2 protein-coding genes are annotated in these 1,698 nt (G+C 42.9%); both read left to right on the forward strand.

Features of this window, described 5'->3' with window-relative positions:
* Window positions 1-312 (forward strand): GTP cyclohydrolase II (locus RB298_RS00095; protein WP_486045143.1); only part of this gene is annotated, 312 nt, incomplete at its 5' end.
* The gene (gene ribD / locus RB298_RS00100; RefSeq protein WP_486045145.1) at window positions 309-1,400 is read left to right on the forward strand and encodes a bifunctional diaminohydroxyphosphoribosylaminopyrimidine deaminase/5-amino-6-(5-phosphoribosylamino)uracil reductase RibD; all 1,092 of its coding nucleotides are present in this window, start codon (window positions 309-311) and stop codon (window positions 1,398-1,400) included. The genes RB298_RS00095 and ribD, both read left to right, overlap by 4 nt.
* Window positions 1,401-1,698 lie beyond the last annotated feature (298 nt).

A 1,698-nucleotide genomic window follows, 5' to 3' on the forward strand; every position in this document is an offset into this window, starting at 1 on the left:
GGCCTATTCAGCAAAGCAATGGCATACGTTCTTCAAGAAAACGGATTTGATACGGTAGAGGCGAATGAAGGGTTAGGATTTGAAGATGATACTCGCAGCTATACTGATGCCATCAGCGTGTTAAAAGTGCTGCGTCAAAAACCGGTTACGCTGATTACCAATAATCCGAAAAAGCTAATCGCGCTTGAGAAAAACGGCGCACTTTTATCAGGGCGCGTTCCACTTTGGGGAGATGTATCTCAGTTTAATGAAAAGTATTTAGATACTAAAGTTCAACGTTCAGGACACTTAAAAGAGGAGGTTCTTCTTTGATCAATCACGAATTTTATATGAATATAGCTTTACAAAACGCAAAAGCAACAAAAGGACAAACAGAGCCAAATCCGCTTGTAGGATCGGTCATTGTAAACGAGAATCGAATCGTTGGGATTGGTACGCATTTAAAAGCTGGCGAACCGCACGCTGAAATTTACGCGCTGCGAATGGCTGGCGAACAAGCAAAAGGAGCGACTGCTTACGTAACGCTAGAGCCTTGTTCACACCACGGACGTACAGGTCCTTGTGCTGAAGCGCTAGTTGAAGCCGGTGTAAAAAAAGTGGTCATAGCAACTTTAGACCCCAATCCTTTAGTAGCCGGTAATGGAGTTAAAATTTTAGAAAACGCAGGCATTGAGGTCATAACAGGTGTATGTGAAGAAGAGTCACGTCAAATGAATGAGGTCTTCAATAAGTATATTGTAACGAAGAAGCCGTTTGTTTCATTAAAGTCAGCGATTACGTTAGACGGTAAAATAGCAACTGCTTCTTCTCACAGCAAGTGGATTACGTCTGAGGAAGCTCGTTTGGATGTACATCAGCTGCGTCATGAAACAGCGGGTATCTTAGTAGGGGTGAATACGGTCATTAAGGACAACCCTGAGCTGACAACTCGCATTGAAGGCGGCCGAAGTCCAATTCGCATTGTGATGGATTCGAAGCTGCGAATACCGCTTGAATCTAAGCTAGCAACTGATTCTTTAGCCCCGACGTGGGTATTTACAAGTCAGAGCTATTCAAAAGAAAAAAAGGAAGAGCTCGAAAAGCAAGGCGTCGAAGTATTTGTCACAAGCGGTGAGGACAAGGTGAATCTTGAAGATATGCTTTCTATACTAGGTGAGAAATTCGTGTCGTCTCTTTTAATTGAAGGAGGGGGCGAAGTGAATGCCGCATTCCTGGAAAATCGTTTAATTGATAAATTGGTGCTGTATATGGCTCCAAAGCTTTCAGGAGGAAAAGAAGCTCCTACTTTCCTAGAAGGAAAAGGCGTAGAGAAAATGTGGGATGCAGTGGACGTGGAGCGTCTTTCTGTGACCTCAATCGGCAAAGACTTTAAATTTGTTGGATATCCTGTTTATAAATAAAAAATGTGAACAGGACTGTGACAAAAGTCGTTTAGTTAAAGCAAGATCCGAACGAAGTTAATTCTTGAATAAGAATCAGCTTCGCTCGGATTTTTTGTTGTTATGGTGAACAGAGGTTTCATGTATGCAGGTGTTTCTAGCAGTTGATTGTAGGGCAAGGCGAAGACTCCTGCGGGAAAAGAGGAACAGGTGAGACCCCGCAGAAAGCGAAGTCTTGCACGGAAATAAACGGAGCTGTAACAAGTAGTCCAGATTATTTATCCCACCTGTTCGACTTTAGATTGGATTGATGTAGCTA

Source organism: Priestia sp. BR_2 (genome assembly GCF_041954005.1).
Taxonomy (GTDB): Bacteria; Bacillota; Bacilli; order Paenibacillales; family Paenibacillaceae; genus Paenibacillus_AQ; species Paenibacillus_AQ lautus_A.